This is a genomic window from Proteus sp. fly-1067, assembly GCF_040139345.1.
GTDB classification, from domain to species: domain Bacteria; phylum Pseudomonadota; class Gammaproteobacteria; order Enterobacterales; family Enterobacteriaceae; genus Proteus; species Proteus vulgaris_B.
Genome location: NZ_JBEEUL010000007.1, coordinates 73057 through 92058 on the forward strand (window position 1 = coordinate 73057; position 19002 = coordinate 92058).

At 37.1% G+C, this 19002-nt stretch carries 19 protein-coding genes; 10 read left to right on the top strand and 9 right to left on the bottom strand.

Annotated features, from left to right (window positions below; genetic code table 11):
* The first annotated feature begins 162 nt into the window (after positions 1-162).
* The 4 genes from ABN217_RS11225 (at position 163) to ABN217_RS11240 (ending at position 4505) form a co-directional block, all read left to right on the top strand.
* Entirely contained in the window at positions 163-1479 is a 1317-nt protein-coding gene (locus ABN217_RS11225) for an ABC-three component system protein (RefSeq protein ID WP_349459409.1), read from the top strand.
* Positions 1463-2167, top strand: a complete 705-nt coding sequence (locus ABN217_RS11230) for an ABC-three component system middle component 1 (RefSeq protein WP_161682269.1) — start codon at positions 1463-1465, stop codon at positions 2165-2167. Before ABN217_RS11225 ends, ABN217_RS11230 begins: the two co-directional genes overlap by 17 nt.
* Complete coding sequence (locus ABN217_RS11235) at positions 2151-2948, top strand: AAA family ATPase (RefSeq protein WP_349459410.1); 798 nt, start codon at positions 2151-2153, stop codon at positions 2946-2948. The genes ABN217_RS11230 and ABN217_RS11235 overlap by 17 nt, the downstream gene beginning before the upstream one ends.
* Before the next feature lie 135 nt (positions 2949-3083).
* Positions 3084-4505 carry an AAA family ATPase gene (locus ABN217_RS11240; RefSeq protein WP_349459411.1) on the top strand — a complete coding sequence of 474 codons (1422 nt, stop codon included), beginning with the start codon at positions 3084-3086 and terminating at the stop codon, positions 4503-4505.
* Positions 4506-4571: 66 nt separating this feature from the next.
* Here ABN217_RS11240 and ABN217_RS11245 read toward each other — a convergent pair whose 3' ends face one another.
* The 8 genes from ABN217_RS11245 to ABN217_RS11280 all read right to left on the bottom strand — a co-directional run bounded on the left by ABN217_RS11245 (position 4572) and on the right by ABN217_RS11280 (position 9668).
* Positions 4572-5408 carry a DUF932 domain-containing protein gene (locus ABN217_RS11245; protein ID WP_349459412.1) on the bottom strand — a complete coding sequence of 279 codons (837 nt, stop codon included), beginning with the start codon at positions 5406-5408 and terminating at the stop codon, positions 4572-4574.
* Between the two features lie 131 nt (positions 5409-5539).
* A complete protein-coding gene (locus tag ABN217_RS11250) occupies positions 5540-5962 on the bottom strand; it encodes an antirestriction protein (protein WP_349459413.1) in 423 nt (140 codons plus the stop codon).
* 114 nt (positions 5963-6076) lie between these two features.
* Complete coding sequence (locus tag ABN217_RS11255; RefSeq protein ID WP_349459414.1) at positions 6077-6292, bottom strand: hypothetical protein; 216 nt, start codon at positions 6290-6292, stop codon at positions 6077-6079.
* An 82-nt stretch (positions 6293-6374) separates the two neighbouring features.
* Positions 6375-6824, bottom strand: coding sequence for a hypothetical protein (locus ABN217_RS11260; protein WP_349459415.1), 450 nt, complete (start codon positions 6822-6824; stop codon positions 6375-6377).
* Positions 6825-6876: 52 nt separating this feature from the next.
* A complete protein-coding gene (locus tag ABN217_RS11265; RefSeq protein ID WP_349459416.1) occupies positions 6877-7098 on the bottom strand; it encodes a hypothetical protein in 222 nt (73 codons plus the stop codon).
* A gap of 23 nt (positions 7099-7121) precedes the next feature.
* The gene (locus ABN217_RS11270) at positions 7122-7802 is read right to left on the bottom strand and encodes a helix-turn-helix transcriptional regulator (protein ID WP_349459417.1); all 681 of its coding nucleotides are present in this window, start codon (positions 7800-7802) and stop codon (positions 7122-7124) included.
* Positions 7803-7841: 39 nt separating this feature from the next.
* Complete coding sequence (locus ABN217_RS11275; RefSeq protein ID WP_349459418.1) at positions 7842-8573, bottom strand: YaaW family protein; 732 nt, start codon at positions 8571-8573, stop codon at positions 7842-7844.
* A gap of 165 nt (positions 8574-8738) precedes the next feature.
* On the bottom strand, positions 8739-9668 hold the full coding sequence (locus tag ABN217_RS11280; RefSeq protein WP_349459419.1) for a hypothetical protein: 930 nt from the start codon (positions 9666-9668) through the stop codon (positions 8739-8741).
* A gap of 587 nt (positions 9669-10255) precedes the next feature.
* Here ABN217_RS11280 and ABN217_RS11285 point away from each other — a divergent pair.
* Both ABN217_RS11285 and ABN217_RS11290 read left to right on the top strand, forming a co-directional pair.
* Positions 10256-10855: an inovirus Gp2 family protein gene (locus tag ABN217_RS11285; RefSeq protein WP_239739344.1), complete on the top strand. Its 600-nt coding sequence runs from the start codon at positions 10256-10258 to the stop codon at positions 10853-10855.
* A gap of 105 nt (positions 10856-10960) precedes the next feature.
* Positions 10961-11170 (top strand): helix-turn-helix transcriptional regulator, encoded by a 210-nt coding sequence (locus tag ABN217_RS11290; RefSeq protein WP_349459421.1) that lies wholly within the window; start codon positions 10961-10963, stop codon positions 11168-11170.
* A 192-nt stretch (positions 11171-11362) separates the two neighbouring features.
* Here ABN217_RS11290 and ABN217_RS11295 read toward each other — a convergent pair whose 3' ends face one another.
* Positions 11363-11755 carry a hypothetical protein gene (locus tag ABN217_RS11295; RefSeq protein ID WP_349459422.1) on the bottom strand — a complete coding sequence of 131 codons (393 nt, stop codon included), beginning with the start codon at positions 11753-11755 and terminating at the stop codon, positions 11363-11365.
* Positions 11756-12194: 439 nt separating this feature from the next.
* Here ABN217_RS11295 and ABN217_RS11300 point away from each other — a divergent pair, with 439 nt between their 5' ends.
* The 4 genes from ABN217_RS11300 (at position 12195) to ABN217_RS11315 (ending at position 18950) form a co-directional block, all read left to right on the top strand.
* Positions 12195-13751, top strand: coding sequence for a type I restriction-modification system subunit M (locus tag ABN217_RS11300; RefSeq protein WP_349459423.1), 1557 nt, complete (start codon positions 12195-12197; stop codon positions 13749-13751).
* On the top strand, positions 13748-15019 hold the full coding sequence (locus ABN217_RS11305) for a restriction endonuclease subunit S (protein ID WP_349459424.1): 1272 nt from the start codon (positions 13748-13750) through the stop codon (positions 15017-15019). Before ABN217_RS11300 ends, ABN217_RS11305 begins: the two co-directional genes overlap by 4 nt.
* 129 nt (positions 15020-15148) lie before the next feature.
* Entirely contained in the window at positions 15149-18271 is a 3123-nt protein-coding gene (locus tag ABN217_RS11310) for an HsdR family type I site-specific deoxyribonuclease (protein ID WP_349459426.1), read from the top strand.
* A 160-nt stretch (positions 18272-18431) separates the two neighbouring features.
* Positions 18432-18950: a uracil-DNA glycosylase family protein gene (locus ABN217_RS11315; protein ID WP_349459427.1), complete on the top strand. Its 519-nt coding sequence runs from the start codon at positions 18432-18434 to the stop codon at positions 18948-18950.
* The last annotated feature ends 52 nt before the right edge of the window (positions 18951-19002 follow it).

The window sequence follows — 19002 nt, forward strand, 5'->3', positions numbered from 1 at the left end:
AACGTAAATAAATTTTATATATAATCTTCTAGTTTTAGCGTTCTAACCTAAACTCAACACTTTGTAGTGTCATATTTATAAATAGGTTATATACTTAAAACAAATAAATCTCTATGTAGATAGAATCTTAGCTAATGTTTAATTATATTTATAAGGGATCTCATGGCAGTAGCTCCTCAAGTTTTTCCACACACAGCTATTTCTACGTGGAGTGGATTTGTCTATCAGGGCAAGTTGGCGCTGTACCATTGTCTGAAGATGATGTCCTCAGACTATGAAGCGAACCGGGATTTGAAGCTGCAGTTGGAAAGTCAGGATGACTTCGCGATTTTTCGTCACCAGCAATGCCTGTCAATGCATCAGGTCAAAGCGTACAAGGATACGCGTTTTTCTGCCTACAGTGATGGAATCACGACTCAACGGGATAATGCGAGGCAGCGGAGAGTGCCACTCGCTTATTTTCATGTTGCCCGCTCAGTAACAAATATCCCAGCAACATTTGATGCTGACTATACACCAGTGAGATTTTATGCTTATCCCATTCCCCCCGATGAAGCCGGTAATGTCACCCAATCATTTTGCCCGCTGAACCAAGTTGACATATTTATTCGAAATGAACTCTCCAACCTACTTATTAATATTGCAAGACAACCCTCCTGGAAAAATAATATTGTTGTCAATATTCAGAACACGCTGGAAGCAATGATAAATACGAAGGTCATTATGACCCATAGCAAGATACACGAGTCCACTCGTCATCAAACTGTAATCGCTGCCAGCGAGTTCATCGAGTTTTCAGAACTGTATCGCGTAATCGAAGCTGATGATTATGCCCCGTATGAGAATGAAGCATTCTTCCTTAGCCGTCTACAGATTGATATTGGTACGTACTACCAAGAATTTTGCGAACGCCAAGACGGCCTCTCTCAAACAGCATGTCAAAAATTAGATGACTATCTGGCTACCATTACTACACTAAATGCTGAGGGAATGAAGACATTTCTACGAGCAACTATGCCGCATAAAAAGGGACGTTTTAAAACACTGTTTGAATTTAAAGACCAATCACTCGATCGTGATGCAATGCGACTTGGGATGTTTACGATTTTCTGGAAACTAGTTCAAGCTGCACGTAATGATAGTTCTGCCGTTACATTTTCGTGGTTGAATGAAGGAGTTTTTTATTATCCAACAGGTATTTACCATGCTACAGAACATCAGGATAGTATTTGTCGTGACATCATGGAACAGGCTATTAACGAAGATGTGGAGTGCTTATTTGAATCTGGTGCACTTATCACTAGCGCCATAGATAGACCTTCAATCTCAAATGTGATCGTAGGTATTGACTCGGCGGAGGGAGTTGATACTCCTGAACGCGAATTACTAAAGGAAAACCGCATAGGGAATTATAAGAAGATAGCTATGATTTCTTTAAACAATGTACCTGAGAGTTTGAAAGATGCAGAACTTGATTGAACAGCTATTTGAGTCAAGAGGCTTGACTCGTAATCTCTCCACAGACTTACCACTATACCAATATAATTGTACTAAAAAGACAAATTATTGGCTAATAATCCATGATGAACCAACAATCACCCCTGAAAGTCAAGCTGAGTGGTTACATAAATGCAAAAATGCTACTGTCGATCCTGCTATTGAAAAAAATATTAACTTATTGATTGTATGGAACACTAGCAGCAGCAAAGTGCTCGCCAGTAAGCAAGCTCACCATATAGAAGAAGATTACTACTTCTTTAAAAAGCATGTACTTCCTTACACGACCAAAGAATTCGAAGCACTACGTGAGCAGATTGATCTTCAGGGCTTTACAACCATTTTTCAAGAATCAATTACTGCCACAGATACCTTTACTGAGTATAAAATGCGCTACCTAGAAGGAGGCTGGCAAAGTCTATTATACAGAATTGCAATAAAGCTTCCCTTTATCTCCATTAATAGCTCGGGTACTTCCGATCTAACCAGCCTCGAACGCAATATTCGAGAAAAGATCCTGCGGACAACTAATCCTAATATACTGGTTGCAACAGATTCGGCTATTGACTCTCTAGCAAATCAGATCTCCTCGCCGAATATGCTGCCAGAAGATTTATTAACTTTAATGGATGAAAAATTATCTGAGGCCGGCTATGAAAGTGATTATTAAACGCCTAGAAGTACGTAACTTCAAAGTTTTTGAAAGGCTTGAGTTAACGCTTGAAAGTGACCATCTCATCGTTCTTGATGGCCCTAACGGTTTCGGTAAGTCATCTTTTTTTGATGCCATAGAGCTCTTGCTAACAGGAAAAATCCGTCGCTATATCGAGCTTGAAGAACTAACTGTAGATCGACGCCGCCTGAAAACAGGCTGTCCTTGGTTATTTAAACAAGCTAACGACAATGACTGGCTTTCAATCCGTGCAGAGATTGTAGTAGATGGTCAGAGTCATTTTCTTGAGAGAGCAGCCAGTAAAGCCGCACTAGACGAACATAAAGGTATCGCTGATCTGAGTTTATCCCTTTATAGACTAGTAAGCTTCAATGCCGAACGGGGTGAAGCCATTGTACAGGAGGAAAGTTATATTTCGGCCTTACTTGGTGAGCAATATAAGCGTGATTTTGAATTATTTCATTATGTCGAGCAAGAAGAAAATACTCGGTTATTAAAACAAAAAGAAAAAGACAGGCAGGGTCAAATTGCACATCTTTTTGATATTGGAGAAATTCAGGACAAAATTGATAACATTGAACAAGCATCGGCCAAAATAGGAAATTTGTGTAATCAACAGAAAAAAAACGAGCTGAAACAACTTCTGAATAAATGGGAAACAGCTAAGCACCAGTTGTTACCTGCAGGTAGTTCTGTCACATACGAAAGAATTATTGAAGTTACGGATCAACCATGGGACCGTGATATAGTAGCGTTTGATGTCCAACAATTTGAATAGTGGCTATCAGTAGATGGAGAATTATTTCGAGTAGGACGATTTGTAAGTAATTTCGAACATTACAAAAACCAACTCTATAATAATGACTTGGTGAATAAACTCCTACCGAAAAAGGAACTACAACAGCGTCTTTTAATGTTTTATCGTCCTCTTGCACACATAGAAAAGTGGGTAGCAGAGGTCGCTTGCTTTGATGCCGCACTAGCAATAAGTAATGCCTTCAAAGATATAATAAAGGCCATTAGTGAAGATCGCCTATCGATTACAGCTCCATTGGCGCTGCTCCTTCCACCCAATATCACGGCTGAGGAGTTTCAGCAACAGGTCGTAGGACTTAAACAGCTGTTAACCACCACAGATAAAGTTCAGGAATGCCATGCAAAACTGATACAGACACGTGAACAATTATTAAATGCATTCAAGGAGCATCAATCGCATTGCGATCCTACAAATATTTGTCCGACATGCGGGCATTCTTGGCCGACTGTAGCAACACTTATTGAAGGAATTGAAAGCCAGAGCAAATTACTTGAAGCTTTAGCTGCTCAACAAAATAATCAATTCACACAAGCGCTAGCAAGCTTCCGATACAACTGGCAGGAGCCCATCGAACTTGCTCTGCAGTTCTATCTGGAGCAAAATAAAGAGATCATTGAGCGTAAGCGTCAACTCGTAAGCTTCACTGAAGTACAAATCCATTGGCTGAAAAATTATTATCAACAACTTCAGACCGCAGGTATCAGTATTCAGGATCTTCTATCTGAAAATTTCGAGCTTGTAACACAGCAGGCAACAGACGAACTAGAACGTCAGGTTCGGAAAAAATTTAAACCCTTAGACGATAGCTGCATTTTTGATGACTACGAGAGGATTTATCGTGAAATCTTTAAAAACGATCCACAAGCTGTTAAACAAGTTACCCCGCAACGACTTGAATCAAAAAAAATCTATCTGGGACAACAGCATGCAATTGCATCTTCTAAATTTATCTTAGAGCGTGAACAAGAGTACAAAAAAGCGGAGCTTCTATTTAAAAAATCTACTAAGCTTAAAGCTCATCTACGTAAGCTAAAAGAAATCTATGAAAATGAGAAAAGATTATATCTTGAATCCATCGTTAAAGAAATTGAGATTCTTTTTCATATCTACTCTGGCCGACTTATGCAAAATTATCAGCAAGGGCTAGGTATTTTTATAGAAAATGACGGTAATTCAATTGCTTTCAATGAAACACCAGGTCATGTTCATGATGCGGTATTTTCCATGAGTTCAGGACAGCTTTCAGCACTAGTGCTATCATTTACGCTCGCGCTGAACCAACGGTACGCAAAACACTCTCTATTACTTGTAGACGATCCTGTCCAAACGCTAGATGAAATTAATGTAGCAGGATTTATAGAGTTACTGCGTACTGAATTCCAAGATCGCCAGATCATTATGTCAACGCATGAAGATCGTATGTCAGCATATTTCCGTTATAAATACAAAAAATTCGGTATGTATGCCAGTCGGATCAACTTTATGGAACAATCTCGTTTTCCCTTTGATACCCAATAAATAAAATTGTTATAAAATAGATAGTAGTACATTATTTTGTGAAAACAATGTACTACTATTCTATTGCTATATTATTTCTCTACCAGAAAAACACTCATACATCTTTTCTGTCATTACCCACAGTGCCTTATTCAATTTAATATCCCCATCTATACCATTCACAGAACGAGTACGAGCGCGTTTACCTTTTGCATTTCTGCCTGACAATCCCCCCTTGATTAAATTCTCCTGCAAACGTTGGTACACAGTCCACAGATCATCTTTCTTATCTTCCCAACGGCGAGGCTGTAATACTTGTTCTTCGGTAATTGGTTGATACTCTTCGCCATAACGATATGTGAGTGCCGCTTGTGCCAAAGCTTGTTGTGCTGGTGGCGGTAACAATAAAGACTGCATCTGTTCTCGCTTTTCAGCGACAGCATCAAACGTTTCCAGTACTTCATAAGCCCCTTCAATCACCTTGCCAACAACATCACCTTTGTGCGGTACACGCACTTCGCCGAAGGTATCTCCACACACTAGCCCATTTTGGCACACGGCTCTAAATAAGCCCGGTAACATTTGATAACTGCTTGAGCCATCATGACTATTAAGTAAGATAATTTCAGGCACTTGGATTCCTGTGATTTGGTCATGACGACGTAGGCGTAACATATGCTTGGTATGCTCTCGACGACTCGTATCACGTACACGAGTTTGGCAAGCAAAGAACGGATAGAATCCTTCTTTTTGAAGGCTATCGAGTAATGTAATGGTAGGGATATAGGTATAACGGTCACTTCTCGACTCATGTTTTTCTTCAGAGAAAACACTGGGTACGGTACAAAATAATTCTTCCATCGTTAATGGCCGGTCACGACGAATACTATTGGCACGCCCAAAGCGTGAGGCTAATCGACTCATCATCAATTCCTTAAATAATGTATTGGGTTGGATAACTAAACGAGTTAAATACAGTGAAATAATGCAGACAAAGATAAGAAAAACAGGGTGAATATAGGGGAAAGAGTAAATCGTAAAATGCGTAAAATAGATTAATCAATCAAGTAGAAGATGGAGTCCGCTTCAGGGTGTTGCGAAGCAAAATCCCGCAGTTGATAAAAACGTTCACACATCACCTCGCTTTCGGTTTTAAATGACCACAGACTAAAAACCAATAAACACACGACAATCCCCATCGCGTGAGGGGAAACCTGTGCTTCATGCCCGTTATTAGGATTGATTAATAGTAGTTTCTCTTCCGATAAATCTGGGTAAAGGTAAGCACCTTGATTTGATAACGTACAGAACGACCAAAAACCGCCGTGATAATCAGGGCATAATTGGTCGAGCGTGTGGAAGATAACGGATTCTATTTTTAACCATTGTGGAATAGCACCGAAGTGCTTAAACCAAAAATTATCACGATGACGTAACGAAACTTCTTTAGAAATAATTTGTTCAAATGAAGACATCATTAATTTCCTTGTTGAGGGCATAAAAAACGAGGCGTGATGAGCCTCGTTAATTGGGATTAAAATGTTAATGAAGGCAAATCAGGATGAAGTGAAATCAACCCCCTATCTCGATAATTAGGATTTAAAAAGAGCTTGTATACTTTTATCCACTACACTGCCAACGATAACAGCACACGTAAACGCCGCACCTAAGCGCGCGGTTTGGCGGTTATCATCACTGAGTTCAGGGCATTGTTGTAACGCTTCATCCACTGCCTTTTGGGCACAGTAAGCGGACGCTAAAACCACCAATGCCCCACTGGCTTGGGCTACCCATCGACATAACGACATAGAAAAACCTCAAAAAAAGCCACTCAATGTGAGTGGCGAGTTAAAGGATAATGTGTTGAAAAAACCATCAACGTATATTGACTCATTGAGGACCAGACCACGTATCTGATTCTAAGGTTAGAAAGGATGCACATTGAGGCTCACCCACTTTACAGACCTTAGTAGCAATAGATTTAGCAGGCCATTGGCGTGAAGCGCTATACTCAAGTCCTTGGTTATCCACACATCCCACTTTTAACCAATTGGCTTGCGCCCCTGTATTAAAGTAAATACTGCTGATACAGGTAATAGCTTTTGGGGCGGGCTTATTTCCCGATTTTCGCCAATCAGTTTCTGAAATAAGTTGCCCTGCTGGCAATCCTGTGCGCCATTTGCCTTCCCGTTTATCATTTTCAACTTTTAACGTTTGGGCAAATTCTGGCGTTAAATAATAGGTATAACGGTCAGGTTGAATTTCACCCGTTAAATAAAGTGCACTTGCGGAAGGGATAATCACTGCACTCATCATGAGTAAACCGATTTTCTTAAACATCATAAAATTCCTTAATTAGATTATTCATACGATAATGAAAAACACCTATCACTTATAAAGAAGAGAACGTGGCTTTAATGATGGCGTCAGATATTCCACCAATAATCACTACCGTTATAAAGGCCATTAGCAGTCGCACAGCGCGTTGTAAGGGAATGGAGACATCATCGCGCAACATATTCACTTCACAGCGAGCTTGGGCTTGATAGGCGAGATAAAGCGTAGTGACGGTGCCCAATAAGCTTGCGACACCTCGATTAAATGAAAACATCATAAAACTCCTTATTGTTCACTGGACTAAGAAGGCGAAGTCAACGCCTTGATATAGTGAAAGTGAGGTAATGCGGTAATAAATTGCGGTTGTTGTATTAAGTGTTCTATCTCCTTTTGTTTTATAAAGGTGCGTTGGGTGACAAACACATCACTCATCTCTTTCATGTAGAAAACCTGTATCGCTTTCTCTTTGGCACCACAAAAATACCAATAACCATCAAAGTAAATCAGCTTATAAGGGGCAATCCCTTTAACGGTGGTCTCACGATACAAAAACTGAATGCAGCGTTTATCAATGATGGCTTGAGTCAGTACGGCAAACGCCCCAAATAATGAAGGTGAATGCTGGGGAGCCTCGTGATAAATCAGATAAGGTGGTGCTTCCTCGGTGTCTAATAACACCGAGATAAGTTTTCTATCGAGAGAAGGAAAGAACGGCACCATGCTCGTCATGGACGCAAATTGCAGAATATCTTTATCGGTTCTAAAAAGACGTTGTGATTTTGCCAACCAATAACAACCGTCTTTGTATTCCAAATCGAGATAAATCAATCGTTCATTAAAATCACGCTGTAAGGTACGCACTGACACATTAAACTCTTGTGCCAATGCCACCAGAGACAACGTTTCACCTTTAAACAACTGAGTCATAATAAAGGCCAACCGTTGTGCTAAGCGGTCATGACGATGTTGAGACAATGACATAGACGTTATTCCATTAAAGCCAGCAAGAGAAAATTGACATTAGTCGTGAGAAAGGTGTTTTTGGCGTAAGTAAGCCACAATAATGCAAGCTGGTACCGTGACACGGTAGGCGGGCCCTGCGATATCAGACAGTAACCAAGCCGAACTGAGCGCAAGGCCAATAGGTCCTGCGATAAACGATAGTGCGCGTTGAGCCACAAACAGCGTACCAAAGGTAGCAACACCACCTAAGGCGTTAATCACACTGATAGCCGATAAGGTTGCAAGTTCTAAGGCTGCAAAACCGGATGTTCTGATGGCTGCCTGCATGGCAATTAACACCAGTTGCGGAGTGGGATTGGTGAGATTTAATTGTAATTCTTGAGCCAGTGTTTTTAATTCCTCCTGCGTCATGTTGTCTAAGCTTTTTTCAAAGACTTTTAATAAGAGATTTAATTCAATAGTTTCTGTTTCACTGTTTTTAGCGTAATTCACCGCCAACTTACCACAGACGTCCGTTAATATTTCACGGTATAGCACGCCTTTATTGCCGCGAAATAAACTGACGACACTATTAGCACCATAGGTTTGTAATTCAGCACAAATGGCAGGCCAGTATTTTTGGTGATTAGGATAGAAGAGTTGATATTCTGGTGTGCTTGTTAAGGTTTCAGACCACCGTTTTTCACCATCTTTAACGTCATGTATTAATACCGATAATAATAACGATAAGTCTTCATTACTGCATTGCCCAATAAAGGATAAATCTGTATCAATACGATAAGTTGCCATCTTTGTATACCTCATTAAATATAAGATGGCATTACTATAAAATACTCATCTGACAGGATATGGCAGGCAAATTGATTATTTTCGACAAATAAAAAAGCTGAAACGACAGGGTATGTCGTTTCATTAATAAAGCTTTTTGTTTGGCTTCGAGTTATTAATATATATCTAAGATTTTTTTGATTTATTATCTAGTTTATATTCATCTTCAATAAGTTTTGTAATTAAATCAACAATAGTCATATCATAAACTTTTGATAATTCATCAAGATGCTCTTTTACACTAGCATCTATATCACAATTAAGTGTTTTTTTACCCTCTCGTTTTTTCCTATAAACACTCTGTTTATAAGCACGAGTTGCATCGTTTATTAATTGTTTCTTTATTGCAGAATGACAATTCCAACTTCTCAATACACCGTATATAGAAAAATAATACTCATCACCTGAATTAGGACTAAATAAATGAAGGGTATCTATCCTATCTCTTCTTAAAAAGGCTTCATTATTATCGTATCTTTCAATATAATTCCACATCCACTTACAAATACGTTCATCATTTATATCAAGCCACTTTATTTCTTTTACCTTTTTATTATTTATCACCCATTCATTTCGCATCCATTCCATTAACTCCTCTTTATTTTTAAAACAATCATAATCACTACTAATAGGCTTATCATTATAGATAACATACTCATCAAAAAACCTTTTTATATTTTTATATCTTTCCTTATGTGAAAAAGTATTCTCACTGATATTTAAATCACTCAACCATTTAACTTCTGAATATACACCAATAATATTAAATTTAAGTCTACTCGCTAACATCCCCCAACAAAAAGCACATGCTAACTCATCACTCAACCAATCAAAATTATCTTTAGGAAGAAGATTATTATTTAAATTAAAAATAAAATCCTTAATATCGTATTCATCTAATCTATCTCTATCATAAATATCATTTGCCATTTTTATTGATGAATTAATGTTGCTGGGATCAAATTCATCCAAATCATTTCCCCTACCAAAATAATAAATAAAATAAGTGATCTTTCTAATATCTTTTTCTTTTATTAATGCTTCAAACTCTGTCATGATTAATCCTTGTACAATACTACGTAGTTAAAACGTACTAACAATATAGTTATTTTGTATTAATTAATGTGACATAGTCTTGAATATGTATAAATAAAGTATAAAAAAAGGATTAATTACGTACTTATTTTGTAGTAGATTTTTATGATTTAAACTATACAACACAGCGTGAATCCTGGGGAAATACTATTAAATTTTCAAAAACACATCATTAATATACTACCTATTATTAACAAATAACTTCAGAGTGAGAGATTTCAATCAACACATAAAAAATTAAACCATAGGTTTCATAAAGCTTCTCTCAGTGCTTATTAATATGTTGGTATAGTAATATACCTAAGATTATTACATGATTATCTTTGTTACATATTCACTTTACTTATATGACTACCTTACTGATATACCTCGCTCTCAATGATAAAGATGAGTAAGTCATCACTAAGCACTCTCGCAGTAATATATATTAAGCATTCATATTAACTCACCAATAACGGTTCAATTAAACCATTAACAATAAATTACAAAGTAAAAAATAAACATTCTATCCATTGATATGAACAAACCCATTATCAAGGATAAATATCATGTTTATTAACTACCCTGACGAGAGTTACAATTCGTCTTACCTAACAATCATTCACGGTGTGATTAATGATGCGATAAATTCATTATCGCGTATTATTGCTATTCGTGTTGATCTCCGTTTTCCTTATTCCTCTATTGATATTCCACCTAATAATAAAGTGATGACACGCTTTATCGAATCACTCAAAGCAAAACTAATCAGTGACACGAGAAGAAAAGAGAAAGCTTGGGGTAGGCGTCTCAATAATCCATTACATTATGTTTGGGTAAGAGAGTACGGTGAAAGGAATAAACAAAAACATTACCACCTTCTTTTATTACTGAATAAAGACATCTATTACACATTAGGTCGATATAATGAAAGTGATAATAGCTTATCTTCTATTATTCAATCTGCTTGGTGTAGCGCACTTAATATTAATTATCCTGCCAATGCTTCTTTAGTCCATTTTACAGAGCACGGGAAATATTATTTAGATAGAAACTCACCTTCTTTTAAACAAGACGTAGATTCCCTTTTAACGCGTGTAAAATACTTGGCTAAGCATCATACAAAAGATTATAACGATGCTTACCGTTCGATTGGTTATAGCCTCTAATAGTCTTTTTTTACACAGAAGGGTAATGATATAGAAGTCATACTCTTCCCTTAATTAAGAGACGACTTCTGCTTTTTCATTCCCATAAAAGACAGGAGTATTATCATGAGTACACAACCCACTTCTTTATTAGACGGTGAATTAATCGATATGAAATTTATTACTCGATTTACTAAACTCACCGATAAATGGTTTTATGCACTGATTCAAAAGGGTGAATTTCCTGAGCCCATTAAACTAGGGCGAAGTTCACGCTGGTACAAACACGAAGTAGAAAATTGGCTGAAAGAACAAATTGCTAAATCAAGAAAATAATCACCTCCTATTTTTATTTATTATCTTCTTATCCATTAATTAAATTATTCCATTTCAATCACGCTTATCATGTTAATCCATGAGGAATAACTGTATCTGTCGCTTCTATCATTAATACATTTATCTATAATCTGTAACCCACCAGCCTAAATATAGCTGGTAGGTTACAGGAATCATAAGATCATTATTTAATTAAGGTAACTCGACTTCACTGATACTTGGTGTTGCATTCGTGCTACCTTGATAAATATTGGCATATCCTTGCTGCGGATAAATGATTACGGCATTTTTTTCAATATCAAAATCACAGTTAGTCATATTAGGCATTAAGACTGCTTGCTTTTTTTTTACGTTAACAACCCAAATTCCACCTGATTCACAATCCCTTCCTAACTGAGTCTGTACCACACTGTATCGCCCATTCTCTGCTAAAAGCTCACATGAAATAGACTCATCACATCCTTCAAAAGGTGAAACGCCTTGCGAAGTCTTTACCACCTCCAATTCATCCCAAGTTACTGCATAAACATTTATAGATAACAGTGATAAACTTAATCCTAGTATCAGTTTTAGCTTATTGTTCATTACGACATCCTATTTTGTCAAATTTCACTGAAAAACATAAATTATCTTAATATTGTAGCCGTTTTTTTCTGATCTTTTTATCTCATTTACTCTTATAGCAAATTTATAAAAATACTTTCTTTTCTTACCAATGAGCCTGAGTCTAATCTATCGTTTTATGGTATTATCTGAACAATAATTATTTAAACAAAAAATAAAATTAGGCATTATTAATCAGTAACTAACTGTCTATTTTCAGTATTATCATGGTCACAATAACCAATCAGTACTACTGCAAAAGTTAGCTATTTTCCACTGGTACACCAGATAAATAGGCAACTTAGAAAATGGATCTCGTTATTGTTGGAAAATAGCTCTGACTATTTGATCGATACATAGATAACGAACTAATTTAACTGACATAAGAATATACGATTAATAAATCTAAACAGGATAAGAAATGACAAGTCAACAACAACGTGCTGAATTACATCGCCAAATCTGGCAAATCGCTAATAATGTCAGGGGATCCGTTGATGGATGGGATTTTAAACAATACGTTCTAGGTGCTCTTTTTTATCGTTTTATCAGTGAAAACTTTGCTAACTATATTGAAGGTGGTGATGAGAGTATCAAGTATGCAGTGCTTGATGACAATATTATCACAGACGATATCAAAGAAGATGCAGTGAGAACGAAAGGATATTTTATTTATCCGAGCCAACTGTTTTGCAATGTAGCCGCAAACGCGAATAATAATGACAGGCTGAATGCAGATTTAAACAGTATTTTCGTCGCAATTGAAAGCTCTGCGTCAGGCTACCCATCTGAACCCGATATCAAAGGCTTGTTTGCTGATTTTGATACTACCAGCAACCGATTAGGTAATACCGTAAAAGATAAAAACTTACGATTAGCGGCTGTTCTCAATGGTGTAGAAGACCTGAAGTTGGGGGATTTTGATGAACACCAGATAGACCTATTTGGTGATGCGTATGAGTTTCTGATTTCTAACTATGCAGCAAATGCGGGTAAGTCAGGTGGTGAATTTTTTACCCCTCAGCATGTTTCAAAGTTGATAGCGCAATTGGCTATGCATGGTCAAACCCATGTCAATAAAATCTACGATCCGGCTTGTGGCTCTGGCTCACTCCTCCTTCAAGCAAAAAAACATTTTGATAATCACATTATCGAAGATGGCTTTTTTGGTCAGGAAATTAACCATACGACGTTTAACCTCGCTCGTATGAACATGTTTCTACACAACATCAACTACGACAAATTTAATATAAAACTAGGTAACACTCTGCTAGTGCCTGAGTTTAAGGATGATAAGCCATTTGATGCGATTGTTTCTAATCCACCGTATTCGGTGAAATGGATTGGTAGTGATGACCCAACACTGATTAATGATGATCGCTTTGCACCTGCGGGAGTATTAGCACCAAAATCAAAAGCAGATTTTGCTTTTGTTCTTCATGCTCTAAATTACCTGTCGTCTAAAGGACGAGCAGCCATCGTCTGTTTCCCAGGGATTTTCTACCGAGGCGGTGCAGAGCAAAAAATCCGCCAATATCTAGTTGATAATAACTATGTCGAAACGGTGATTTCATTAGCGCCAAATCTGTTTTTTGGAACCACCATTGCCGTAAATATTTTAGTACTGTCAAAACATAAAACAGATACCCATGTGCAGTTTATTGATGCAAGTGAGTTATTTAAAAAAGAGACCAATAACAATATCCTGACGGATGAGCATATCAAAAAAATCATTCAGGTATTTGATAGTAAAGTAGATACTGACTACTTGGCAAAGTCTGTCGAGTATAAAACTATCGCAAGTAATAATTATAACCTGTCTGTCAGTAGCTATGTGGAAGCCAAAAATACACGTGAAATTATCGATATCGCTGCACTTAATGCTGAGCTAAAAACGACCGTTAGCAAAATTGACCAGTTACGCAAAGATATTGATACGATTGTAGCGGAGATTGAAGGTAGTGAGGTACAGGAATGAATCAGTTAAGCTATCTGGAAAAACTGCTGGATGGGGTTGAGGTTGAGTGGAAGCCTTTAGACGATGTTTGTGATTTTAAAAATGGATTTGCATTTAAAAGTAACTTATTTAAAGAAGCTGGATTACCAATAATTAGAATCACAAACATAGATGGATTTAACGTTATTTTAGATAACGTTAAATACTTTTCACCGAATGATTACAAGGAAGATATCTCGTCCTTTGAAATATCCATAGGGGATATATTAATTGCAATGTCAGGTGCCACGACAGGAAAGGTGGGGATCTATAAAAGTGAAAAGAAATGTTATCTTAACCAACGAGTTGGGAAATTTATACCGAAAGATAACATTTTAAATAATAAATTTTTATACCATTTCTTATTATTAAATACAGAATCAATCTACATCCTTGCTGGAGGAGGAGCACAACCAAATCTAAGCTCAAATGTATTGATGTCAAAATTACTTATCCCCATTCCTTGCCCAAATAACCCAGAAAAATCCCTTGCAATCCAATCTGAAATCGTACGGATTTTAGATAAACTTACCGCCCTTACCGCTGAGCTTACCGCTGAGCTTACCGCACGTAAAAAGCAATACAACTACTATCGTGACCAGCTATTGAGTTTTAAAGAAGGTGAGGTTGAATGGAAGACATTGGGGGATGTTACTAAAAAATGGTATTCTGGCGGAACTCCAACAGCAGGTAACCCTGAATATTATGTAAATGGCAAAATTCCATGGCTAAGAACTCAAGAGGTTAAATTTACTGATATTTCAACAACTGACGTTAAAATAACTGAAGCTGCATTGAAGAATTCATCCGCAAAATGGATACCTAAAAACTGTGTCATTATAGCAATTTCTGGGGCAACGGCAGGTAGATCAGCTATTAATAAGATACCATTAACTACAAATCAGCACTGTGGCTGTTTAGAAATAGATAGTAAAAAAGCTCTATACCGCTATGTATTTCATTGGGTTAGTTTTAACTATGAAAGTATTAAAGTACTTGGGCAGGGAGCTAGAGGGGATCTTAACTCCACAATCATAAAGAATTTCAAACTACCGATTCCTTATGCCACTAATCCTGAAAAATCACTACAAGAACAAGCAAAAATTGTTGCTGTTCTTGATAAATTTGACACCCTAATAAACTCAATTTCCGAAGGCTTACCCCGTGAAATTGAACTACGGCAGAAGCAATACGAATACTATCGAGATTTATTATTCAACTTTCCCAAACCAAAATCCGTAACCAACTAATATAATCACCTCCTTGTCAGTAAGCGTATTTTGCTGACAAGGGGATCATTTATTTAATCGCCTGATACTCTATACCGTACAAGTATCACTGGCTCACCGAAAAACAGAATAATGAAAGCAGGGAGCAGTATGATGCAACAGACTAAAACGATTGCCGAATCGAATCACTTTATTGTGCTAGATAAATACATCACTGAATGGGATGCGAATGATCGCTATCAAAGTGAGGCAGAGTTAGAGCGTGAATTGATCCAAGATTTACGTAATCAAGGCTATGAATTTGTGCCCGATTTAACATCACAATCGGCTATGTTGGCGAATGTTCGAGTTCAACTCGAAACACTGAATGATGTTGTTTTTACAGAAAGTGAATGGCGACGCTTTACCGAGCAATATCTCGATAATCCCAGTGATACGATTGTCGATAAAACACGAAAGATCCACATCGATTATATTTGTGATTTTACTTTTGATGATGGCCAACTAGAAAATATCTACCTTATTGATAAAAAAAACCTGCTTCGTAATAAGGTTCAAGTTATTCAGCAATTTGAGCAAACAGGCTCACACGCTAATCGTTATGATGTCACTATATTAGTCAACGGTTTACCATTGGTACAAATTGAGTTAAAAAAGCGTGGCGTAGCGATTAAAGAAGCATTTAACCAGATACACCGTTACAGCAAAGAGAGCTTTAACTCCGATAATTCCCTGTTTAAATATCTACAAGTTTTCATTATCTCAAATGGCACAGATACCCGCTACTTTGCTAATACCACTAAACGCGATAAAAACAGTTTTGATTTTACTATGAACTGGGCACGCAAAGATAATACCTTAATTAAAGATCTCAAAGACTTCACGGCAACTTTTTTCCAAAAAAACACATTATTAAACATTTTGTTCAATTACAGTGTATTTGATATTAGTAATAATCTGCTTATTATGCGTCCTTATCAAATAGCGGCGACTGAACGAATTTTGTGGAAAATTAACAGTGCCTATCAAGCTAAAAGTTGGAGTAATGAAAATAGTGGTGGATTTATTTGGCATACAACGGGTTCAGGTAAAACCCTGACCAGTTTTAAAGCTGCACGACTGGCGACCGAACTCGACTTCATTGATAAAGTGTTCTTCGTGGTTGATCGTAAAGATCTTGATTATCAAACAATGAAAGAATATCAGCGTTTTTCCCCTGATAGTGTTAATGGTTCTGATAGTACTGCGGGGCTGAAACGTAATCTGGAAAAGAATGATAATAAAATCATCGTGACGACTATCCAGAAACTGAACAACCTGATGAAAGGTGAAACGGATTTACCTATCTACCAACAGCAGGTTGTTTTTATTTTTGATGAATGTCACCGTAGCCAGTTCGGTGAAGCGCAAAAGAATCTGAAAAAGAAATTCAAACGATTTTACCAATTCGGTTTCACGGGTACACCGATTTTTGCGGGTAAAAATGCCTTAGGAGCAGAAGATACAGCAAGTGTTTTCGGTACTGAGTTACACTCTTACATTATCACCGATGCGATTCGTGATGAAAAAGTGTTGAAGTTTAAAGTAGATTACAATGATGTTCGTCCACAGTTTAAAAGCATAGAAACTGAAACAGACGAGAAAACGCTCAGTGCTGCCGAAAACAAACATGCTTTACTTCACCCTATGCGGATCGGTGAAATCACCCATTACATTCTGAAAAACTTTAGGAAAAAAACACATCGTGCTTTTTCTGGCGCAACGGGTTTTAATGCCATGTTTGCCGTTAGCAGTGTAGATGCAGCCAAAGCGTATTATGACACTTTTAAGCATCTTCAACAGGTGGCCACTGAGCAAGATAATCATTATAAAAAACTCAAAGTAGCAACTATCTTCTCTTTTGCTGCCAATGAAGAGCAGGACGCTATTGGTGATATTAACGATGAGAGTTTTGATATTACTGCAATGAACAGTAGTTCACGGGAATTCTTAGATTCAGCTATTGACGATTATAATACTGAATTCAAAACCAACTTTAGTACTGATGGTAATAGCTTTCAAAACTACTACCGAGATCTTGCAAAACGAGTTAAAGGCCAAGAAATTGACTTACTGATAGTCGTCGGCATGTTCTTGACAGGCTTTGATGCTCCAACACTCAATACCCTGTTTGTAGACAAAAACCTACGCTATCACGGATTAATGCAAGCATTTTCTCGTACCAATCGAATTTATAATGCAACTAAGACCTTTGGTAATATTGTCACTTTCCGTGATTTAGAGCAGGCAACCGTCGATGCAATTACTCTGTTTGGAAAAAGTAATACCAAAAGTGTTGTAATGGAAAAAAGCTACATCGAGTATATGGAAGGCTTTACAGACAGCTTAACAGGTGAAGCACGACGCGGTTTTATGGATATTGTAAGCGAATTAGAAAACCGCTTCCCTAACCCTGCTGATATTGAATCCGAGAAAGAGAAAAAAGCCTTCATCAAACTATTTGGAGAATATTTACGTGCTGAAAATGTTCTGCAAAACTACGACGAATTTACCTCATTAAAAGCCTTACAAACCGTTAATCTTGATGACCCTGATGCAGTAGAAGCCTTTAAAACCGAACATTATTTGGATGATGAGAAATTTGATGAACTTCAAATAATACGTTTACCCGCAGATCGCAAGATCCAAGATTATCGCTCAAGTTATAATGATATCCGTGAATGGCAACGCCGCGAACGCGACGCTAATGCTAAAGACAAAAATACCGTTGACTGGGATGATATTGTCTTTGAAGTAGATTTGCTGAAATCACAAGAAATTAACCTCGATTATATTTTAGGGTTAATTTATGACTACAACAAAAACAACACAGATAAAGAAACGCTCAAAGAAGAAGTTAAACGTTTAATCCGTACCAGTTTAGGTAATCGAGCTAAAGAAGGATTAGTCGTTGATTTCATAGAACAAACGAACTTTGATGATATACCAGATAAAACAAGTATCATTGAAGCGTTCTATACCTTTGCACAACAAGCCCAACAACGTGAAGCAGATGCGTTAATCAAAGAGGAAAATTTAAACGACGCGGCTGCACGACGTTATATCAGTACCTCATTAAGACGCGAATATGCCACTGAAAATGGTACCGCGTTAAATGAAACGCTCCCCAAACTCAGTCCGCTTAATCCTCAATACAAAACTAAAAAGCAAACTGTATTTCAAAAAGTTGTGGCTTTTATTGAGAAATTTAAAGGGGTGGGGGGGAACGTATAACATATCATCTAATTTACTAGTACATCTGATTTTGACAATCAAACTCGTGATCATGCTAAATACAATTAGACATAGCACTACATTTTATCGTTTACGATCCCCTTATGACCGTAATTTAACCCCTTTCTAATAGGTTAGTAATACGTTTGAGGAAAAGTATATGACTAATTTTTTACCTTTTATTGGTCGTAAATATAACAATAGTATCTATGGAGTGAGAGTTATGATCTTAGGATTATCTCATTATGGTGATTACGAAGATCAATATCCCGAATTCACAAGAGATGTTATAAATGAAAATGCTTATTCAGAAGGAAATAGATTTTTTACGCTTTTAACTAACTTATTACGTTTATCTAAAATAGCACCAAGTGATGATGAAAGAAAAGCTGCATGGGAGCATGTTGTTTTTTATAACTATATACAAGATATTGTTGGAGCTACAGGAAGGATATCACCCACAACAGAAATGTGGAATGCAGCAAAACGTTCATTTTTAAATGTAGTTCAAGAATTGAAACCACAATTAATCATTGTTTTAGGTACCCAATTATGGGATCAACTTCCTGAAATTAATGGGATTGAGTGGTGTTATGTAAAGCACCCTAGCTCAGGAAACTTTTCATATGATGAAGCTTTTCAAAGTTTTCAAGAAGCGCTAAAACGTATAAAAAAATAGCTTTCACATTAGCCATCTTTACATTTAGATGTAAAGATGGCTAATGTATTCT